Here is an 18,964-nt window from a genome sequence, read left to right as displayed (position 1 = left end):
AGAGGGTTGGGGTGAGGGGCCCTCTCCGCGCATGGGATCGCCGATGGACCTGTACCCCCTCACCCGGATCGCATCTGTCGATGCGATCCGACCTCTCCCCGCAAGCGGGGAGAGGTGAGAGCTACGCCCCGATTCGCCGGAGCGCTTCGGCGACTGTCACGATCGGCATGTTGCGCTTGCCGGCCGCTTCGAGCGCATGTCGCATCAGGTGCGGTGTGCAGCCATAGGGGCTCGGCGCGTTCACGACGTCGTGGCCGTAGAAGATCAGCCAGCCCCCGCTCTCGACCGCCTCGTCGAAATAGCGATCAATGCCTGCCGCATCGATCTCGCAATCGATCAACGGCGAAGCGCGCAGGAATTGGAGATCGATAAGGTCGCGATTTACGCCGGGAAGGATGCCGCGCGCCGAGCGGTATGTCCTTGCAAGCTGCGGCTTGCGCCACACCGAAGCGAGGCCATACGGATAGGCGAAATTCTCCAGCTTGATCGAGGAATCGATGTTGCGGAAATAACTGCGGTTCCGCTCGATCTCGTCGGCCATGGCCGCCTCGTCAAGATCGACCGCGCAGTGGTGCGAGAAGGTATGGCAGGCAATCTCATGACCCGCACGGTGAAGTCGCACAATCGCGTCGTTCGTCAGCCCATGCCAATGATCCGAGGGACGATCGATCAGGCTGCCGGCGAGGTAATAGGTGCCGCGGCCGCCATGCTGCTCCAGAAGCTCGGCGCCCTCGCCTGCGGCGCTGTCGGGGGCATCGTCGAAGGTGAAGCTCACCATCGGCGCATGCGCGGGCAGCCGGTGCGGCGCGGCACGGAAATGCCGGGCCAGCCGATTGCTCACGCGTCCCTGGAGTGCCGACCACACGCAGCGTTTCCCGTGATGTCCTATTTCTCTACTGAAACATTCGTGCGCAGGTTGAGGCAAGCCTAACGCTCGGGTAATCCTAATGCGGCACCAAGACCCCTTCGGCTAGCGCGCCGCCACCGAGGCGTCGGCGCCAGCGCCGAGATAGCGCAACCAATTACGAAATAGCATCGCGGCCGCGTTGCCAGCGTCGATATCGGCGCGCAAGTTCAGCCCAGGCAGCTCGTTGGTGAGGGCCGGATGGCGCTGGTGTGCCGCCTTCTTCTCGAAGCGAACCAGTTTCTCTTCCGTCGCTGCGTCAAAATAGCTCACCGGCAGGCGCGGATAGTTGTCGCGCTCGCGCGCGAGATAGCGGCCGATGTCGCGCAGATATTCGCGCTGGAGCGACAGCGCGTCATATTCCGGGTGGCCCTGGAAAAACACGAAGCGGCTGGCATATTGGCGAACGAAGACGTCGACGCCGGCCGCCGCCGAGCGCGTCAGCACCCGATAACCGGCCTGCGCAAGATCGCTCTCGGCGATCTCGTTCAGGCGTGAATGCGAGACCTTGAGCTGCGCAGGCGCAGCACGGGTCAGGGAATCGCTCGTCACGACGTCGCAATCGAAAATGCCGTGACACTTGGCCGGCAGCCGCCGCCGTTCAATGCCGTCGAGATGCAGCACCGCGGCATGCGCGGCAAGGCACGACCAGATCGTCGAGCGCGTGTTGGTCTTGGCCCAGTCGATCAGGTTCGTGAGGTCGCGCCAGTATGGCTCCTGGTCCAGCTCGGGCGCGATCGGTTCTGCGCCGGTCACGATCAGCCCATCGAATTTGCCGCGCTCGAGATCGGACAGGGCGGAATATTCGCTCTCGACATGCCACTTCGCTTCCGGCGAGCGCTTCACGCTAGGAAGCGAGAAGCAGTGGAAGCGGATGCGGCACGCACCTGCTGCGGCCTGGAGCAGCTTCATGAACTGCCGTTCGGTCGCCTTCAGCGCCGGATCCGGCATGTTGTTGACGAGGCCGATGGTGAGTTCGGCGCCAGCACCGTGCGCGAGATCGTGCGCGGCCGGCACCAGCGTCGGGCCCGCGATGACTTGATCCTTGTCGATCAAGACCGTCATGGGTGACGCCGCCTACTCCGCGGCCTCGAGGCGCGCCGACGGGCAGGCCTTTTCCAGCGCCTGGTCGATGTCCGCGATGATGTCCGAGACATGCTCGATGCCGATTGACAAGCGGATGGTCTCCGGCAGCACGCCGGCGACGCGCTGCTGCTCCGCCGACATCTGCCGGTGGGTGGTCGAAGCCGGATGACAGGCGAGCGACTTGGCATCGCCGATATTGACGAGGCGCGTGATCAGCTTCAGCGCGTCATAGAAGGTCTTGCCGGCCTCCATGCCGCCCTTGATGCCGAAGGTGAACAGCGAGGAGGCGTTACCGTTCAGATATTTCTGCACGAGCGGATAATAGGGGCTGTCCGGGAAGCCCGTATAATTGACCCAAGCGACGCGCGGATCGCCACGCAAGAATTCGGCGACCTTGCGGGCGTTCTCGACGTGGCGCTCCATGCGCAGCGCAACGGTCTCGATGCCCTGGAGCAGCAGGAAGGCGTTGAACGGCGACAGCACCGAACCCATGGTGCGCTGATAGACGCTGCGCGCGCGCTCGATATAGGCGGTCTTGCCAAAGCGCTCGGCATAGACGAGGCCGTGATAGGAAGCGTCGGGCTTGTTGTAGGCCGGGAAACGATCGGCGTATTTGGCCCACGGGAAGTTTCCGGAATCGACGATGGCGCCGCCGAGCGTGGTGCCGTGACCGCCCAGGAATTTGGTCAGCGAATGCACGGCGATATCGGCGCCGTAGTCGAACGGCTTGAGCAAGATCGGGGTGGCGACGGTGTTGTCGACGATCAGCGGCACGCCATGCGCATGCGCGATCTTCGCCACCGCCTCGATGTCGCAGACATTGCCGGCGGGATTGCCGATGGTCTCGGCGAACACGGCGCGGGTGTTCTCATCGATCAGCTTCCCGATCGCATCCGGCTTGTCGCTCTCGGCGAAGCGACCGGTAATGCCCTGGCGCGGCAGGATGTGGGAGAGCAGCGTGTGCGTGGTGCCGTAGAGTTGCGGCACGGACACGATGTTGCCGCCGTGATCGGCGACGTTGACGAAGGCGAAATGCAGCGCCGCCTGACCGGTCGCGACCGCGAGCGCGCCGAGGCCACCTTCAAGCTGGGCGATACGCTTCTCCAGCACCGCGCTGGTCGGATTGGCGATGCGGCTATAGCGAAAGCCCTCGGTCTCAAGATTGAACAGGGCCGCGCCATGATCGGCGCTGTCGAAAGCGTAGGCCGCGGTCTGGTAGATCGGCACGGCCACTGCGTGCGTCGTGGCTTCGGGCTCGTAGCCGGCGTGAATAGCGATCGTCTCGTTGCGCATCGTGCCACCTCCGCGTGGGGCGGGTCGCACTTATTGGCCTGTAATGAGGCATGTGCGTTATCCGCCGTTCCTCTGTTAGAGGCGGGTGGTAAAGCGGACAATAATTCGCTTAGAGATCGAGGAAGTAACCCTAACGCTTGCTGGCGAATTGGCCGGAATCCGGGTTAAATTCGATTAACCGATAGCGCCTTCCTGCGCGGTACCATCCAGCTCGCCGCTGCGCTGCGAGCGCCCCTCTCCCACCCGGCGAAAGGGGCGCATCGTCAACGTGGCGGTACTTGCTTAGGCCTAAGCCATCGTCTCCCACAACCGGTGTGCGAGCACGCCGACGCGCTTCTCGATTGCGGCCGCGGCATCGAGTGCGAGATCCTCGCGATAGCGCCCCGCAATCAGCTGCACGCCGATCGGCTTGCCGTCTTGCAGCGCCACCGGCACCACTGCGCCGGGCAGACCCAACACGTTGATGGCGGAGATGAAGCGGATCTCGCCCCAGAAGATCTCGCGCACACGCTCGGGGCTGATTGCGTCCTCGCGCGGGCCCGGCGTCGGCTTCACCGTGGTCGGCGCCAGCACGACCGGATACTCCTCGAAGAACAATTGCCAGGCACGGATGTGGCCGTTGCGAGCGGCAGTCGCCTGCATCCAGGCCTTGAGATCGAGCACGTTGGCCTTGGCCTTCATGCCGCCCCAGGCCTTGTGAAAATCTTCGGACGTGACCTTCAGCATGGAGGCTTCCTGCATCACCACGGTCTCGTTGGTGATGATGTCGCACCAGGTCTGCCAGACCCCGTTGATGTCGGGCACCTCGACCTCGCTGACGCGATAGCCGGAACGTTCGAGATGATCGGCAGCCTGGCGCAGCGCCGCGGAGACAGACGGATCGATGTCCATGTCCTCAGGGATCTTGGCCAGCGCGACCTTGATCGGCCCCTTCGGCCTTTCGCCGACCAGCGGTGCCGGCACCCACCAGGGATCGCGCGGATCGCGCTGGCTCATCACCTCGAGCGCGAGGCGAACGTCCGCGACGTGGCGCGCGAGCGGCCCCTGCGCCGACATCAGATGCGCCAGCATCGGCCGCTCCGCCGTTGCGCTGGCGTTGAACGCGGGGATGCGGCCCTGCGTCGGCTTGATGGTGGCAACGCCGTTGCAATGCGCCGGCCAGCGCAGCGAGCCGCCGATGTCATTGCCGTGGGCGATGGTGCCGATGCCGGCCGCGACTGCCGCACCCGCGCCGCCCGAGGAGCCGCCGCAGGTGATATCAGGATCCCAGGGGTTGAGCGTCAGCCCATGCAGGGGATTGTCGGTGAAGCCGCGGAAGGAGAATTCGGGCGTATTGGTCAGCCCGATGACGATCGCGCCGGCCTTCTTCAGGTTGCGGACAACAGGCGCATCGGAGGGTGCGACCAGGTTCTTGTTGGCGGGCACGCCGTTGAAGTTCGGCCGGCCCTCGTAATCGACGTTTTCCTTGATGGTGATGGGCACGCCGTGCAGGAGGCCGAGCTCGCCGCCCCTGGCGCGCTGCTTGTCGGCCGCACGGGCCGCGGCAAGCGCCTCCTCGCCGAGATCAACGACGACCGCATTCAGCCTGGGATTGACGGCGCGCATCCGGTCCAGATGGGCCTCGACGGTCTCGACGGCGGAGATCGCGCCGGCGCGGACCGCGGCCGCGGTCTCGACCGCGGACCATTGCCAGATCGGCCCCTTGGGGCGGCGGACCGCGGCTGGCTTGCGCGGTGCCGCCTTCTTGACTGTCGTCTTCGCGGTTTTCGCAATGGCGCCCTTTCGGGCGGTGCTCGTCTTGCTCGAGGTCTTGGTTACCTGCCTTGAAGCACTTTTCTTCTTGCTTGCAGTCTTCTTCGCCACGTCGCATCTCCAAAAAATTGCGCGGCGGAGGTTATGGAGGTCACGCGACCGTGTACAGGCGCGTTTCTGCATGGCGCATTGTCGCGACGCTCTGTCGCAATTCGCAGCCTTCTATGAGCGAGCTCCTATACCAACGGTGGATTGAGCCGCGCAAAACCCTCTTGGACGCGATAGGGATAGTACGGATAAGGCGGCATCACCTCGGTGACCTCATCGAGCCGCTTGATCTGGTCCGCGCTCAGCGACCAGCCGACGGCGCCGAGATTGTCGCGCAGCTGCGCCTCGTCGCGTGCCCCGATGATCACGGAGGAGACCGTGGGACGCGACAGGAGCCAGGCAATCGCGACCTGCGGCACGGTACGAGCGGTCTCCGCGGCAATCGCATCCAGCACGTCAACAACGGCATAGAGGCGCGCATCGTCCACGGGCGGACCGAACTGTGCGGTGGCATACAGGCGGCTTCCTTGCGGCAGCGGCTGGCCGCGCCGGATCTTTCCGGTGAGCCGGCCCCAGCCCAGCGGGCTCCAGACCAGTGCGCCGACACCCTGATCGCGCGCGAGCGGCATCAGCTCCCATTCATAGTCGCGCCCGAGCAGCGAGTAATAGACCTGGTGCGCGACATAGCGCGGCCAGCCATGCCGGTCCGCGATGGCGAGCGACTTCATCAGCTGCCAGCCGGCGAAATTCGAGACGCCGACATAGCGCAGCTTGCCGGCGCGCACGAGCGTATCGAGCGTGGACAGCACCTCCTCGATCGGCGTGAACGCGTCGAAGGCGTGGAGCTGAAGCAGGTCGACATGGTCGGTGCCGAGCCGTCGTAGCGCCGCATCGACCGAGGCAAGCAGTCGCTGCCGCGACGAGCCGGCATCGAGCGGACCGTCGCCCATCGGCAGGCTCATCTTGGTCGAGATCAGCACCTTGTCGCGGCGCCCCTTGATCGCAGCACCGAGGATCTCCTCGGAGGCGCCGTTCGAATAGACATCGGCGCTGTCGAACAGATTGACGCCGGCATCGAGGCAGATATCGACGAGCCTGCGGGCCTCATCGGTGCCGCTGCGGCCCCAGGCGGAGAACAACGGACCCTGGCCGCCGAACGTGCCGGTGCCGAAGCTGAGGACGGGGACTTTGAGCCCGGAAGCGCCGAGATTGCGGTATTCCATGATCGCTCTCCTATTCCGCCGGGCACGCCGCGACTGCGGTCGCCGTGCGATCAAGCCGGAGACTCCACAGCGCCAGCACGAGACCAATGGCCGTGATGCCCGCTGCGACCAGAGGCAGCGCGGAGAGACCGAGCCCGTGACCGATGGTGACGCCCCCGGCCCAGGCGCCGAGCGCGTTGCCGAGATTGAACGCGGCGATGTTGAGGCTGGACGCGAGCGTGCGACCGCTGGGGCCGGCGGCCTCCAGCACCCAAAGCTGGAGCGGGGCGACGGTTGCGAAAGCGGCGATGCCGAGCAGCAAGATCAGCGCGACGGACAGGAGCTTGATCGACAGCACGGCGGCCAGGCCAAGCAGCACGATCGCAAGCGCGGCAAGCGTGCCGGTCAGGGCCCGTGCGAGGCCGCGGTCCGCAAGCCTGCCACCGGCGACGTTGCCGATCGCAAGGCCAACGCCGAACACCAGCAGGATCGGCGACACCGCGGCCTCTGAAAAGCCGGTGAAGCGCGTCAGGATCGGCTGGATATAGGTGAAGACGACGAACAGGCCGGCGAAGCCGAACACGGTCATCGCAAGACCGAGCAGCACCTGCGGACGGCCGAGCACGGCCACTTCTTCGGCAAGCGAGATCGGCTTGTCGCCATTGCCGACATGGCCGGGGACGAGAGCTGCGACCACCGCGAACGCAATCACGCCGATAACAGTCACGGCCCAGAACGCCGCGCGCCAACCGAGCATCAGGCCGAACCAGGCGCCGAAGGGCACACCCAGCAGCGTCGCGACCGTGAGGCCGATGAACATGGTCGCGATGGCGGAGGCGCGCTTGTCCTCGGCGACGAGGCTGGTGGCCACCACCGACCCGACGCCGAAGAACGTGCCGTGGGCGAGCGAGGTCAGCACGCGTGCGGCCATCAGCAATTCGTAGTTCGGCGCCAGCGCGCAAGCCGCATTGCCCAGCGTGAAGATCGCCATCAGCGCCAGCAGCACGGTCTTGCGCGGCATCCGCCGCGTCGCCAGCGTCAGCACCGGCGCGCCGACGAACACGCCGAGCGCATAGCCTGATATCAGCAGGCCCGCGACCGGGACCGAGACGTGCATGTCGGCGGCGACCTGCAGCAGCAAGCCCATGATGATGAATTCGGTGGTGCCGATGCCAAAGGCACCGGCGGTGAGCGCGAGGACGGCGGGAGGCATGCGTGGCTCCAATGGATGAGACGAGCCACGCAGATAGCTGCACTGCAGCAAAACCATTAGGATGTCCATAATCCAATCATTTGTGACGTGAATTCAATATGGCCCGCTTCGATACCAACCGCGCCGCCGAGATGGAGGTCTTCGTCCGCGTCGTCGATCTCGGCGGCTTCACACAGGCCGCACGAAAACTGCGCCTGACGCCGTCGGGCGTCAGCAAGCTGATCTCGCGGCTGGAGGCGCGGCTCGGCGCGCGGCTGGTCAACCGAACCACGCGCAAGCTGACGCTGACGGAGGAAGGCCAGGCCTTCTATCAGCGCTCGTTGCGCATCCTCGCCGAGATGGAGGAGGCCGAGCGCGAGGCGGCCTCAGGCGCGGCGCCGCGCGGCCGCCTCACGGTGAACAGCAACGTTCCCTTCGGCATGCTGCATGTGATGCCGTTGATCCCGCGCTTTCTGAAGCAGCATCCCGACGTCACGCTCGATCTCGTGCTGACCGATACGCTGGTCGACCTGATGCAGGAGCGCGCCGACGTCGCCATCCGCGTTGGCCCGCTGCGCGCATCACGGCTCGTCGCGCGCAAGCTCGGCAGCAGCCGCATGGTCGTGGTCGGCGCGCCGGACTATCTCGCCCGCTGCGGCACGCCGAAGACACCGGCCGATCTCGCCGATCACCGCGGCATCGGCTGGACCTTTCCGCGCAGCATCCGCGGCTGGCCGTTCAAGCGCGGCGACCACACCGAGGAGGCCCTGCCCCCGCCCGTCGCGCGCGCCAGCGACGGCGAAGCCGCCCGCCGCCTCTGCCTCGGCGGCGTCGGTCTCGCGCGCCTCGCCCTCTTCCACATCGGCCCCGACATCGAATCCGGCCGCCTCGTTCCGGTGCTGCAAGGCTACAATCCCGGCGACCGCGAGGACATCCACGCCGTCTATGTCGGCCACACCGCGCCGCTTCCGGCGCGCGTGCGCGCGTTCATCGATTTCCTCGCCGAGCATGTGCGGGTGAGCGATCCCGCGCTGAAGCGGGCGGGGGATGGGAGGTGGAGGGTGGTGGGATGAGGCCCATGACAGAGAGAGCGTCAGTCAATCCCCATTGAAACATGGAGCAACCGGGCGATCGCGGTGTGCCCTCTTCAGGCTGCAGGCCGTTCACCAAGGAAACCGTCGACAGCAGCGAAGACCTGCCAGCGATTCTTCTCCATGAATACCGAGTGCGTGCCTTCGCCGATCTCGACCCATCGGCGATATGGCGCCGCCGAGAGCTTGCTGAACACCGCCTGCGCCATATCCATCGGGCAGTCGCGATCCCATTCGGCGTGGACGATCAAGACCGGTACCGCGAGCAGGGTAGGATCATAGAGCGGCTTGCCGGACGCCCAATATTCCCGGCTGTCCTGGACCGTTCCGTTCGGCGCACGCAGCTTGTCCGGCCCGAGTCCGGTTTTGGCAAAGGTCGCCTCCGCCCACGCATCGAACCAGGCCGCCGGTAGAATCATATCCTTCTTCTGATCGGGAACGCCGTTGAGCCAGCGGCTCTTGGTCGCCGAGCGTTCGACGATACGGTAGGCTCCGAGGGGGCCGCCGGAATCAGCCGCGCTCGGGGTCGTCCGCAGCCATTGCGGCGCGATCAGAGCAAGCTTGTTGACGTGCGCCAGGTTCTCCGAGGCGTAGCGTGACATCAGCGTCGTACCCCACGACCATCCGATCAGGTTGATCTTGTCGACACCTCGCCGCGACCGGATGAACGCAGCAGCGCTCGCGACGTCGCGCACAGCGACGGGCGTGCGCACGATCGGCTGATTGTCGGACGCCGGTGCTTCCATTTCGGTCGGACGGGTCGACCGCCCATAGCCGCGGACATCGACGAGATAGACGTCATAGCCCTCCTGGGCCAGATGATCCATCCAGGACAGGCCATCCAGGCGAAGGTCGAACGAAGCCGACGCCGGATAGGTCGATCCCGCGACGAACAAGACCGTCTTGTCGGCCGAGAACCGGACCAGGTCGGACCGTCGCTTGTTGCGAACGAAGAGTTCGATCCCTGCGGTATCGCTCTGGATCATCATCTCTTCGCTGATGATGGCGTCGGCGATCGATTTATGCATCTCGGTGTCCTCTCAGGTTACACGAACCGCCAGTCGAACCTGTCGCCGCTACGCGTGACGTGTCCGGCTGACGTGTTGGCGAAATGAGCCGTGAAAACGGTCGAGCGATCTTCCGCGGCCTGTTCGAGAAGCCAGCGGCGCGATGCGCGGGCGCGCTCCTCGTCCTCACAAAACACGCTGTTCCAGTCCGGACGAAAGATCTGAAGGGGCTGATGCATGATGTCGCCGCTGAAGAGTGCCTTCTGACCCTGGTCAGTGAGCTGGATCGCGACGTGACCAGGGCTGTGCCCCGGGGTCGGATGGAACGTAAGACCGTCCCCGATCGCAGCCTCGCCATCGACGATCTCGGCCTGTCCGCTCTGGATGACAGGAAGAACGCTGTCCTCGAATACGCCTGCGCTGAAGCCTTCCTTGCCAGCCGGGCCGGACCAATGATCGTATTCGGCCTTGGAGAAGACGTACTTGGCATTCGGGAATGTCGGCACCCAGCGGCCGTCGAGGAGTCGCGTGTTCCAGCCGCAATGATCGGCGTGCAGGTGGGTACAGCAGACATAATCGACCTGTTCGGGTGCGACCCCTGCTTCCGCCAGCCGGTCGAGGAAAGGCAGATTCAGCTGATGAAAGCGTGGCAGCATCGGACGGTTCTTGTCGTTGCCTGCGCAACTGTCGACCAGGATCGTATGGTGGTGCGTCTTCAGAACCCAGGTGTGGATGCTCGCGATGAAGCGCCCCTCCGCCTCGTCGAAGCAATCCGGGATCATCAACGCCCGGTGCTTCTCCAGAACCGACGGATCCCAACCCGGGAAGAGGAAGTCCGGGGCGAAACCCGGACCTCGGATCTCGACAACCTTACGAATGGCAACGTTGCCGATCGCGTGCATTGCGGTCATTTGAAACAGACTTTCTTGCTTTGTGCAGATTGAGGCGTGACCGCTAGGCCGCGACGGCCGCGACTGCCTCGACCTTGGCTGCTGCCGGCGCCGATTGAAGCCAGAACAAGCCGACGAAGAACGAGATCGCCGAAATCACCATCACGTAGTACAGACCGGCGTATATATCGCCGCTCGCGATCTGGAGTGCCGCGGCGATCGCCGGCAAAAGACCGCCGAAATAGCCGTTGCCCACATGATAGCTGAACGAGACCGACGTGTAGCGCACCTGGGGTGGAAACAGATCGGTCATCGCCGATGCCAACGGACCGAAGATCATGCCGGCAACCGTGCTCAGCGCCGCCAGCACCAGAATGATCATGCCGAAATTCATCGCACCTGGATCGGCACGGCTCGGATATCCGGCCTCCTCAAGCGCATGCTTCAGCTTGGCGGTGAACGCCGCAACATCCGGAGCCTGCCCTGCGGCACCAACCGGAATTGCGTTGGTGCCAACGAAAACCGTCGCGACCGCCCCTTTTGCTTCGGACCTGGTCGAATAGGGAGCGCCGAACCGGATCAGGGCGTTCTTGGCGACATCGCACCCCTTGGTGAACTTCGCCGTTCCGATCGGATTGAATTGGAAGGAGCACTCCGATGAATCCACCGCAACGGTTACAGGTACGGCGGCCTGCGCAGCGTGGAGCGCAGGGTTGGCATAGAAGGTAAGCGCCTTGTAGAGCGGGAGGTAGGTGAACGTGCCGATGACGCAGGCGGCCAGGATGAATATCTTGGTACCGTAGCGGTCGCTCAACCAGCCAAAGAAGATCATCACCGGCAGCGTCAGCATCAGGGCCGCGCCGACCATGAGACTCGCGATCTGCGGATCGACCTTGGCCGTGCCGGTGAGAAACACCAGAGAATAGATCTGGGCACCGACCAGCAGCACGCTCTGGGGGACGACCATCGCAAACATCGCGATCAGCACGCGCTTCAGATTCGGCAGCACCCGGAGCGTGTCGTAGATCGGAGACTTCGAGAGCGTCCCCTCATTCTTCATCTTGAGGAAGAGCGGCGATTCCTGCAGCTTCAACCGAATCCAGACCGAGATCGCGAGCGGCAACACCGAACTGATGAACAGGATGCGCCAGCCCCAGTCATTGAATGCCTCGGGCGTCATGCTGGAGCGCATGAGATACACGGATAGCATCGAAAGAGCGAAGCCGATCGGTGCAGACGTTTGCAGCCAGGACGTCAGCCAGCCGCGGCGCCCCTGCGGGGCATGCTCCGCGATGTAGGTCGCGGCGCCGCCATACTCGCCGCCAAGAGCCAGTCCCTGGATCATTCGCAGCAAGATCAAAATCGAAGGCGCCCACAGGCCGATCGACGCATAGCTCGGCACCAGGCCGACGGCAACGGTCGAGAATCCCATCATCAGGATCGTGGTGAGAAAGGTTTGCTTGCGTCCGATCATGTCGCCGATGCGACCGAACACCAGCGCTCCGAACGGACGAACGAGATAGCCCGTGCCGAAGGTGAGAAGCGCGAAAACATTGGCCCAGACCGGATTGTCACCCGAGAAGAAATTGACCGAGATGGCCGAAGCCACCGAGATGTACATGAAGAAATCGTACCACTCGATGACCGTACCGGCAGTCGCTGCGATCATGACCCTTCGCTGCAACTCGATGGTGGGCTCCGCCGCGGCAGGACCGGCGTTTGGCAGCTTTCTCATCTGTACCCCCCAACTGTGTTGTCCGCTTTCGCGGCCCGTATGATCCGGCTTGCGTTGATGTCCTCCGTCGTGGGATATTTGAAATCGATAGATCAGATAGGAGGTATAACCCGGGTGGATGTCAGGGCTCACGACATGCCTCTGCTCGTATCGCTCAAGGTGATGCTCGATGAGAGGAACATCACCCGTGCGGCAGCGCGGCTCGGCATCAGCCAACCGGCACTTTCCGCCCAGCTGGCCAGGCTTCGCGATATCTTCAAGGATCAGTTGCTGACGCCTGCCGCCTCGGGAAAAGGCATGGTCCTCACTCCGCGGGGAAATGAGCTCAAGGAACCCCTGCGACTTGCTCTGCAGAATCTGCAAGATGTCATCGGTGCGCCATCTGGCTTCGACCCGAAGAAATCGGATCGAACTTTCACGATCGGCGCGAACGACAACGCAACCGCTATTGTTGGATCGCGGCTGGTCGCGTTCTCGCGACGGGATGGCTTATCGGGCATCCGGTTCGCTTTCCGCTCGATCGATTCGATGAAATTGGCTGGCCAGCTCGAGGCGGGAGATCTCGACGTTGCGCTGGTTTCGAAAAACGCGGTCCCAAGCGGAATGCCGTCCCAGCCGCTGCTCGAAGAACGGTTCATGATGGCCCAACGTAAGGATCATCCGCGCGGATTGCGGCGGCCCACGATGAAGGAGTATTCGCGCCTGGAGCACGTCATTGTTTCCGGAGAAGGCGGCGGCTTTCGCGGCTTCATCGACGATGTCCTGGCGAAGGACGGGCTGACGCGTCGCGTCGCCGTGTCAGTTCAGCACTACAGCGTCGTGCCGCTCTTGCTGCAGTCGACCGACTTCGTTTGCACTCTTCCGCAGCGTTTTCTCAATCGCTACCAAGATGTGCTGCAATCCCTGCCCCTGCCCTTCGATACGAGGCCCTTTACGCTGCACGCCACCTGGCACGCCAGATTCGATAACGATCGCGGGCATCAATGGCTTCGGCAGCAGCTCAAGGACTGCGCCACCGGCTAGCAAATGGCGGAGAGAGTGTCAGTCAATCCTCGTTGAAAGATAAAGTATTTTTGGCTTTCCCAGACCAAAACTCACCGTTTGAGCTACCGACGAAAATGGGATTTCAACTCCAACGAAAGTAATGTCCTGCCAATCGTAGCGGCCGAATGTTTCCTCAGCCGACCTCTGCAGATTCGAATGCCGACCACAGAGCTTCAACTTCTTGCCGCTGTCGTGCTGCCGGGCGGAAGAGCCGTATCTCGATCGGGACTGTGGACTTTGCGTCTCCGGCCTCGACAAGCGAGCCCGCCTCAATGTCGTCTTCGGCCAGCGTTCGAGGAAGCCAGGCTACACCGTCTCCTGACCTGACCATCGATAGCAGCGTCGCGGCGAGATGCGACGTGAATATCTTCTTCAAGTCCCTCTTCGCCAATTGATTTGCGACGATGCGGCCCAGCCCCGACTGCGGGCTGTAAGCCAGATAGGGCACGGTCTCGTCGTTATGAAGCGACCACCGCGGCTTCCGGCCGGCGTCCGCGACACTGAGGGGAACCAGCGTGTCGGTACCCACGATGATGCTCTTGAACTGCCTGGTGTCGAGCCGGCTGCCCATGCTGCGATGGTAGTGGCACAACAGGAACGATACGTCGCCCCGGAGCATCATCCGCTCACACGCCAGCATGCTGTCGGAGATGAGATTGAGATTGCCCAAGGCAAGGATCTTATCGCTGCTCCGGGCCCACTTTGGGAAAAACGTGAACGATAGCACGTGGGTCGCCGCGATCGAGAGCGGCCCCGTGCCCCTTCCTGCTACTTCAAGGGTCTCGCGTCGCAACTGATGCAGCGCTCGGGTCAGAATCTCCGCCTGGGCGTGAAAATGCTCGCCGGCGGGCGTGAGCGTCACGCTGTGTGTCGTGCGAACGAATAGCGGCGCCCCCACCCAGTCCTCCAATGCCCGGATCCGGCGGCTAAAGGCCGGCTGGGTCACGTGACGGGCTCCGGCGGCCTTGGAGAAACTCAAGGTCTCGGAGAGCGCCAGATAATCCTCGAACCAGATCAACTCCATCGGTGATGCCTAATCGGCATAGCTAATCTCGGCAACAGCATTGGCGTTCTCTCCGACCGAAGCCTACGGATCATCGCAAGCTACACAACACTACAGCAGCACGGAAGTCATTCCGGAGACCGGAGCGGCCCTTCCCAAGCAGCGACAAGGCCGACTGAGGCCCAGCTATCAAGGGAGAAAACATTGAAAAACACGTCTTCTTTCGGATATTTGAGCGAACTCTACGTGCAGGTCCTCCTCGCCATCCTGCTGGGCGGCCTGCTCGGTTATCTCTGGCCCCAGGTCGGGACCAGCCTCCAGCCGCTCGCCGACGGGTTCATCAAACTGATCAAGATGATGCTGTCGCCGATCATCTTCGGTACGGTCGTCGTCGGCATAGCCAAGATGAGCGACATCAAGGAGGTCGGCCGGATCGGCGTCAAGTCGTTGATCTACTTCGAGGTCGTCTCGACCCTGGCCCTTGTGATCGGTCTGGTCGTCGTCAACGTGATCAAGCCCGGCGCCGGCATGAACATCGACGCCAGCCACATCGATGCCGGATCGATCTCGGCCTATGTGAAGGCCGCCGACGGCAGCCACGGCTTCGTGCAGTTCCTGCTCGACATCATCCCGACCACGATCGTCGATGCCTTCGCCAAGGGAATGATGCTGCAGGTCATCCTGGTATCCGTGCTGGTCGGCATCGCCATGGTCCAGCTCGGCGACTACGGCAAGCCGCTGGTGAGCGTGATCGACATCCTGTTGCATGCACTGTTCCGTGTCGTCGCCATGGTCATGCGCCTCGCCCCGTTGGGCGCCGGAGCGGGGGTCGCCTTCACGATCGGAAAGTACGGGATCGCGACGCTCTGGTCGCTCGGCTATCTGATGATCGGCGTCTACGTTACCACGATCCTCTTTGTCGTGGTGGTGCTCGGTGGTATCGCGACGTGGGCCGGTTTTCCGTTGTCGCAGTTCTTCCGCTACTTCAAGGACGAAATCCTCATCGTCCTGGGCACCTGCTCGACGGAAGCGGTGATGCCGCAGATGCTGGTCAAGCTCGAGCGGCTCGGTTGTGACAAGACCGTCGTCGGCATGGTGTTGCCCACCGGCTATACGTTCAACGCGGACGGGACATCGATCTACCTTTCGATGGCTGCCATCTTCGTAGCTCAGGCGACGAACACCGATCTTTCGCTCGGCGACCAGATGGTGCTGCTGGGAGTGCTTCTTCTGACCTCGAAGGGATCCGCGGGCGTCGCCGGCGCCGGCTTCGTGACGCTCGCCGCGACGCTTTCGTCGATCCACACCGTTCCGGTCGCCGGGCTCGTTCTTCTGCTCGGCGTCGACCGCTTTATGAACGAAGCGCGCGCCGTGACGAACCTCATCGGCAACGGGGTCGCGACGATCGCGATCGCGAAGTGGGACGGCGCCTTTAATCAGAAGCAGGCGATGGAAGTCATGCAGTTACACCGCGACGGACTCGTAACGGCCGAGGCCGAAGTTCTAGCGAACGATCATTAACCGAAGACATCAACACCCCTAAAGGAGAATGCCATGCGTATCGTAGACGTCGTCGAAACGACCAAACCAATCTCATCGCCAATTCGGAATGCCTACATCGACTTTTCGAAGATGACCTCCAGCCTCGTCGCTGTCGTGACCGACGTTGTCCGCGACGGGCGGCGGGTGGTCGGCTACGGCTTCAATTCGAACGGCCGCTACGGCCAGGGCGGACTGATCCGGGAACGCTTTCGCGACCGCATCCTCGAAGCCGAACCCGCGAGCCTGCTGAACGACGAGGGCACTAATCTCGATCCGCACCGCATCTGGGCGAAAATGATGTCGAACGAGAAGCCCGGCGGCCACGGCGAGCGCTCCGTCGCCGTCGGAACGCTGGACATGGCGATCTGGGATGCGACCGCAAAGATCGCTGGCAAGCCCCTGTTCCGCCTGCTCGCGGAAATGAAGGGCAAGGAGGCCAACCCGCGGGTGTTCGTCTATGCTGCCGGCGGCTACTACTATCCGGGCAAGGACAACTCCGCGCTGCAGGCGGAAATGCGCGGCTATCTGAACCGCGGCTACAACGTCGTGAAGATGAAGATCGGCGGCGCGTCGATCGAGGAGGATCGCGGCCGCATCGAGGCCGTGCTCAAAGAGATTGGGTCGCAGGCCAAGCTCGCCGTCGATGCCAACGGTCGCTTCGATCTCGAGACCGGCATCGCCTACGCTAAGATGCTGCGCGAATACCCGCTGTTCTGGTATGAGGAGATCGGCGATCCGCTTGACTACGCCCTTCAGGCCGCCGTCGCGGACTTCTATCCCGGTCCGATGGCCACGGGCGAGAATCTGTTCTCGCATCAGGACGCCCGCAACCTTCTCCGCTACGGCGGCATGCGTCCAGACCGCGACTGGCTACAGTTCGACTGTGCCCTGTCCTACGGTCTCGTCGAGTATCTCCGGACATTGGACGTCCTGGCCCGACAGGGCTGGTCGCCGTCGCGCTGCATCCCGCACGGCGGTCACCAGATGTCGTTGAACATCGCCGCCGGCCTTGGGCTCGGCGGCAATGAGAGCTACCCCGACCTCTTCCAGCCTTACGGCGGATTCCCGGACTCGGTCCGGGTTCAAGACGGCCACATCGTCATGCCGGATATTCCAGGCATCGGCTTCGAGGGCAAGTCGGATCTGATCAAGGTCATGCGCGAACTGGCCGAATAGGCCGGTCGTTCAGGCGAACAGCAATCGAAAGCGACCCACATAGGTCGAGAAGCCCTGTTGTGGGTCGCTTGGCGACATCCTCCGAACCCACGGTCAGAAAACTACGGTTTGCCTGGTGACCAGGGGTAACATCGCCCAACTGGCCGCACCCGCCTTTATCGCGCTATCGCGCTACTCGTTGTTTGTGCTGTCGCTTCGAAGAATGGGATGCAGAGGAGAGCAGTGCAGTGGCGGAAGAACCATCCTCCGAACCCACGGCGAAAAACTACGGCTTTGCGCGAGGAACTAGCGCAAAATCGCGGAATCCTTCGGTCGCCTTACTGAAGATTCGAACAATCGGATACTGGAGAGGGCTGTGGTGTAGAAATGGCGGAGGGAGAGAATCTAGAAAGAAAATTGCTCCAGCGCTACCCCTCAGGTTCTCTTGCTAGGTAAGAAGACCAGCACTGGCAGCTTCTCCGCCAGGGAAATGGCCAGAGCCGACAACAAGTTCATCCGGACGCCCTGCACGGGCTGATCCCTACAACGGCAAATTCGTTACAGATATCCGGATCAGGATGGGGGTTCACCTCGGAAGCTGCGCGAGAGGACCATAGAGTGGACTCGAGACCGAGTTCGGGCTCGGGCTCGAGGGGCCCCGGTGACAGGGTGCCGGTCGTCCTAAATAGTCCGTTGAGACTGGGGACAGACCAGTCAACTGGGCCAGTCGCCGGTAGCCCTCCAGAGCGGCCGCTCCTTCACGACTAGCGCCGGCTCTTGATCTCGCGCGCCAGTTGCGTTTGGATATGTCCGTTTGGGGGGAAAGGAAATGCGTCGGCTGAGTTTTGCCGTACTCTGTGTGGCACTAGGGGGATGTTACGCGACAGGCGCAGATGTGCGCGCCAAGCTGGGCCAAGACTACGTCGGGCAGAATGTTGATGCTCTTGCCGTTCGGTGGGGGCCGCCGGCTAGCAGCTTCAAGATGAATAGCGGCGACACCGCGTATAGCTGGCAACTGGCGTCTGGGAGTTTATTTTCGGTTTCCCGTGATGGCCAATCGAGCGCATCGGGAAGTTCGCGGGCATACGCTTGCAAGGTCAACGTCGTTGCAGCGCCGAACGGAACGATCAAGAGTCTCGACACCGAGGACAAGGATAAAAGCCTCTATTACGGGCCCATCCCTACTGGTGTCCAGCTTGGCAGCGTTTGCGCAGAGCAACTTGGAATGAAGCAGCAGTAGAGCCGCGCGCCTTGGAGCTAGCGTAGTTTGTCGGTTCCGATGTGGAGCGTCCAAAGTGATTTCTAAGGTAGTTTCGCTTTTGATCATCGTGCAACTCTTGCATGCCCCATCGGCACTCGCAGCCTGCGGAGACAACGGAGGTCCGGGATACCGAAACCAATCTGGAAAGTGTGTCGGTTGGGAAGCGCTTGCGCGCCAGTGCGGAAACCCGCCCTCAACGAAGTGCACGCCTGAACGCGTCGCTGAGGACTCCGGAGATGCGGCGGCGAAAGGGGCAGCCATTCGGACACTAATGGATCGCTCACATGATGCGAACAAGATGCCGACCAAACCTTAAGACGCGAAGCCTCGGTCTCATCACATCCCGTGCGGCTGCACTCACCGCTATCATGTCACTGCTCGCCGTCCCGACCCTTGCTGCAATCGATCAGACGATCCGCCCGAGTTACATCGGTCAAACCGCAGGCGACATTGATCAGTGGCAGCGGATCCCGCTTCGATCCGAGCAGCGGCTTTCGCGTAGGGCGTCGCAAATCAAGGTCGCTATTCAAACGCGGGGCCCAAGCATGCAAGGGCTCATCCGCATTCCCGGTGCACCAGCTTCCAACTTTGACACGGGGCCCGGCCTGACCATGGTTGACTTAATCAATACCGGAGACGAGACGAGCGGCTATTCCGAGATTGTGGCCTTAGAAATTCTATTTACGCAGAGCGTCCTTGGACAATCATACGAAGCGTATGTAGCCGACGCTGGCGCCAAATAGCAGCCGCCTCCCAAAT

At 62.8% G+C, this 18,964-nt stretch carries 16 protein-coding genes; 6 read left to right on the top strand and 10 right to left on the bottom strand.

Going from position 1 to position 18,964, the window contains the following annotated elements:
- Window positions 1-121: 121 nt before the first annotated feature.
- From ACVIIV_RS09495 to ACVIIV_RS09470, 6 genes are all read right to left on the bottom strand, one after another.
- Window positions 122-865, bottom strand: coding sequence for a polysaccharide deacetylase family protein (locus ACVIIV_RS09495; RefSeq protein ID WP_456743952.1), 744 nt, complete (start codon window positions 863-865; stop codon window positions 122-124).
- A 105-nt stretch (window positions 866-970) separates the two neighbouring features.
- Window positions 971-1,969, bottom strand: coding sequence for a homoserine O-succinyltransferase MetA (gene metA, locus ACVIIV_RS09490; protein WP_456743951.1), 999 nt, complete (start codon window positions 1,967-1,969; stop codon window positions 971-973).
- Window positions 1,970-1,981: 12 nt separating this feature from the next.
- The gene (locus ACVIIV_RS09485) at window positions 1,982-3,283 is read right to left on the bottom strand and encodes an O-acetylhomoserine aminocarboxypropyltransferase/cysteine synthase family protein (protein WP_456743950.1); all 1,302 of its coding nucleotides are present in this window, start codon (window positions 3,281-3,283) and stop codon (window positions 1,982-1,984) included.
- Between the two features lie 288 nt (window positions 3,284-3,571).
- Window positions 3,572-5,146, bottom strand: a complete 1,575-nt coding sequence (locus tag ACVIIV_RS09480) for an amidase family protein (protein ID WP_456743949.1) — start codon at window positions 5,144-5,146, stop codon at window positions 3,572-3,574.
- Between the two features lie 125 nt (window positions 5,147-5,271).
- Complete coding sequence (locus ACVIIV_RS09475) at window positions 5,272-6,306, bottom strand: aldo/keto reductase (protein ID WP_456743948.1); 1,035 nt, start codon at window positions 6,304-6,306, stop codon at window positions 5,272-5,274.
- A 10-nt stretch (window positions 6,307-6,316) separates the two neighbouring features.
- Window positions 6,317-7,498, bottom strand: coding sequence for an MFS transporter (locus ACVIIV_RS09470; RefSeq protein WP_456743947.1), 1,182 nt, complete (start codon window positions 7,496-7,498; stop codon window positions 6,317-6,319).
- 98 nt (window positions 7,499-7,596) lie between these two features.
- Between ACVIIV_RS09470 and ACVIIV_RS09465 the strand changes: the two genes are divergently transcribed.
- Entirely contained in the window at window positions 7,597-8,550 is a 954-nt protein-coding gene (locus ACVIIV_RS09465) for a LysR family transcriptional regulator (RefSeq protein ID WP_456743946.1), read from the top strand.
- 74 nt (window positions 8,551-8,624) lie between these two features.
- Here ACVIIV_RS09465 and ACVIIV_RS09460 read toward each other — a convergent pair whose 3' ends face one another.
- From ACVIIV_RS09460 to ACVIIV_RS09450, 3 genes are read right to left on the bottom strand one after another with little or no spacing between them, the layout of a single operon-like run.
- Window positions 8,625-9,596: an alpha/beta hydrolase gene (locus ACVIIV_RS09460; protein ID WP_456743945.1), complete on the bottom strand. Its 972-nt coding sequence runs from the start codon at window positions 9,594-9,596 to the stop codon at window positions 8,625-8,627.
- A gap of 17 nt (window positions 9,597-9,613) precedes the next feature.
- On the bottom strand, window positions 9,614-10,486 hold the full coding sequence (locus ACVIIV_RS09455) for an MBL fold metallo-hydrolase (protein ID WP_456743944.1): 873 nt from the start codon (window positions 10,484-10,486) through the stop codon (window positions 9,614-9,616).
- A 43-nt stretch (window positions 10,487-10,529) separates the two neighbouring features.
- Window positions 10,530-12,200 (bottom strand): MFS transporter, encoded by a 1,671-nt coding sequence (locus ACVIIV_RS09450; RefSeq protein ID WP_456743943.1) that lies wholly within the window; start codon window positions 12,198-12,200, stop codon window positions 10,530-10,532.
- A 135-nt stretch (window positions 12,201-12,335) separates the two neighbouring features.
- On the opposite strand from ACVIIV_RS09450, the gene ACVIIV_RS09445 reads away from it, so the two are divergent.
- Window positions 12,336-13,223 carry a LysR family transcriptional regulator gene (locus tag ACVIIV_RS09445; RefSeq protein ID WP_456743942.1) on the top strand — a complete coding sequence of 296 codons (888 nt, stop codon included), beginning with the start codon at window positions 12,336-12,338 and terminating at the stop codon, window positions 13,221-13,223.
- 154 nt (window positions 13,224-13,377) lie between these two features.
- Here ACVIIV_RS09445 and ACVIIV_RS09440 read toward each other — a convergent pair whose 3' ends face one another.
- The gene (locus ACVIIV_RS09440) at window positions 13,378-14,268 is read right to left on the bottom strand and encodes a LysR family transcriptional regulator (protein ID WP_456743941.1); all 891 of its coding nucleotides are present in this window, start codon (window positions 14,266-14,268) and stop codon (window positions 13,378-13,380) included.
- A 183-nt stretch (window positions 14,269-14,451) separates the two neighbouring features.
- Between ACVIIV_RS09440 and dctA the strand changes: the two genes are divergently transcribed.
- From dctA to ACVIIV_RS09420, 4 genes are all read left to right on the top strand, one after another.
- Window positions 14,452-15,768 carry a C4-dicarboxylate transporter DctA gene (gene dctA, locus ACVIIV_RS09435; RefSeq protein ID WP_456743940.1) on the top strand — a complete coding sequence of 439 codons (1,317 nt, stop codon included), beginning with the start codon at window positions 14,452-14,454 and terminating at the stop codon, window positions 15,766-15,768.
- A 33-nt stretch (window positions 15,769-15,801) separates the two neighbouring features.
- Window positions 15,802-16,965, top strand: coding sequence for a mandelate racemase/muconate lactonizing enzyme family protein (locus ACVIIV_RS09430; RefSeq protein WP_456743939.1), 1,164 nt, complete (start codon window positions 15,802-15,804; stop codon window positions 16,963-16,965).
- Window positions 16,966-17,926: 961 nt separating this feature from the next.
- Window positions 17,927-18,184 carry a hypothetical protein gene (locus ACVIIV_RS09425; RefSeq protein ID WP_456743938.1) on the top strand — a complete coding sequence of 86 codons (258 nt, stop codon included), beginning with the start codon at window positions 17,927-17,929 and terminating at the stop codon, window positions 18,182-18,184.
- Between the two features lie 389 nt (window positions 18,185-18,573).
- Complete coding sequence (locus ACVIIV_RS09420; protein WP_456743937.1) at window positions 18,574-18,948, top strand: hypothetical protein; 375 nt, start codon at window positions 18,574-18,576, stop codon at window positions 18,946-18,948.
- Window positions 18,949-18,964: the final 16 nt, after the last annotated feature.

The organism is Bradyrhizobium sp. USDA 4354 (genome assembly GCF_054060315.1).
Note: the sequence above shows the minus strand (reverse complement) of the source record. Positions and strands in the feature narration are given on the sequence as shown.

Excerpts from the sequence above, each read along its gene's own strand:
- metA (WP_456743951.1), bottom strand. The coding sequence starts at position 1,969 with ATGACGGTCTTGATCGACAAGGATCAAGTCATCGCGGGCCCGACGCTG.
- ACVIIV_RS09485 (WP_456743950.1), bottom strand. The coding sequence starts at position 3,283 with ATGCGCAACGAGACGATCGCTATTCACGCCGGCTACGAGCCCGAAGCC.
- ACVIIV_RS09475 (WP_456743948.1), bottom strand. The coding sequence starts at position 6,306 with ATGGAATACCGCAATCTCGGCGCTTCCGGGCTCAAAGTCCCCGTCCTC.
- ACVIIV_RS09470 (WP_456743947.1), bottom strand. The coding sequence starts at position 7,498 with ATGCCTCCCGCCGTCCTCGCGCTCACCGCCGGTGCCTTTGGCATCGGC.
- ACVIIV_RS09465 (WP_456743946.1), top strand. The coding sequence starts at position 7,597 with ATGGCCCGCTTCGATACCAACCGCGCCGCCGAGATGGAGGTCTTCGTC.
- ACVIIV_RS09460 (WP_456743945.1), bottom strand. The coding sequence starts at position 9,596 with ATGCATAAATCGATCGCCGACGCCATCATCAGCGAAGAGATGATGATC.
- ACVIIV_RS09455 (WP_456743944.1), bottom strand. The coding sequence starts at position 10,486 with ATGACCGCAATGCACGCGATCGGCAACGTTGCCATTCGTAAGGTTGTC.
- ACVIIV_RS09450 (WP_456743943.1), bottom strand. The coding sequence starts at position 12,200 with ATGAGAAAGCTGCCAAACGCCGGTCCTGCCGCGGCGGAGCCCACCATC.
- ACVIIV_RS09445 (WP_456743942.1), top strand. The coding sequence starts at position 12,336 with ATGCCTCTGCTCGTATCGCTCAAGGTGATGCTCGATGAGAGGAACATC.
- ACVIIV_RS09440 (WP_456743941.1), bottom strand. The coding sequence starts at position 14,268 with ATGGAGTTGATCTGGTTCGAGGATTATCTGGCGCTCTCCGAGACCTTG.
- ACVIIV_RS09430 (WP_456743939.1), top strand. The coding sequence starts at position 15,802 with ATGCGTATCGTAGACGTCGTCGAAACGACCAAACCAATCTCATCGCCA.
- ACVIIV_RS09425 (WP_456743938.1), top strand. The coding sequence starts at position 17,927 with ATGAATAGCGGCGACACCGCGTATAGCTGGCAACTGGCGTCTGGGAGT.
- ACVIIV_RS09420 (WP_456743937.1), top strand. The coding sequence starts at position 18,574 with ATGTCACTGCTCGCCGTCCCGACCCTTGCTGCAATCGATCAGACGATC.